The organism is Paraburkholderia sp. SIMBA_030 (assembly GCF_046535245.1).
In the GTDB taxonomy this organism is placed as follows: domain Bacteria; phylum Pseudomonadota; class Gammaproteobacteria; order Burkholderiales; family Burkholderiaceae; genus Paraburkholderia.
Genome location: NZ_JAWRXB010001143.1, coordinates 1 through 252, shown reverse-complemented (window position 1 = coordinate 252; position 252 = coordinate 1). Strand labels below are relative to the sequence as shown.

Genomic DNA, 252 nt, shown 5'->3' with positions numbered 1-252 from the left:
CGCTGCCTTCAACCCGTCGCGCACGATTCTCGACCAGGTGATCGAGAGCGCGCTGATCCACAAGACGATGACGAAGCGCGATGCGCAGGCGAAGGCGGTCGAGCTATTCCGCGCGCTCGCGCTGCCCGAGCCGGAGACGATCGGCAAGCGCTATCCGCACCAGGTGTCGGGCGGGCAACTGCAGCGGCTGATGGCCGCGATGGCGCTGATCACCGACCCGGAGCTGGTGATCCTCGACGAGCCGACCACCGC

General features: G+C 67.9%; 1 protein-coding gene. It reads left to right on the top strand.

Going from position 1 to position 252, the window contains the following annotated elements:
• On the top strand, positions 1–252 hold a 252-nt coding region (locus SB772_RS43605), incomplete at both ends, for an ATP-binding cassette domain-containing protein (RefSeq protein WP_410838979.1).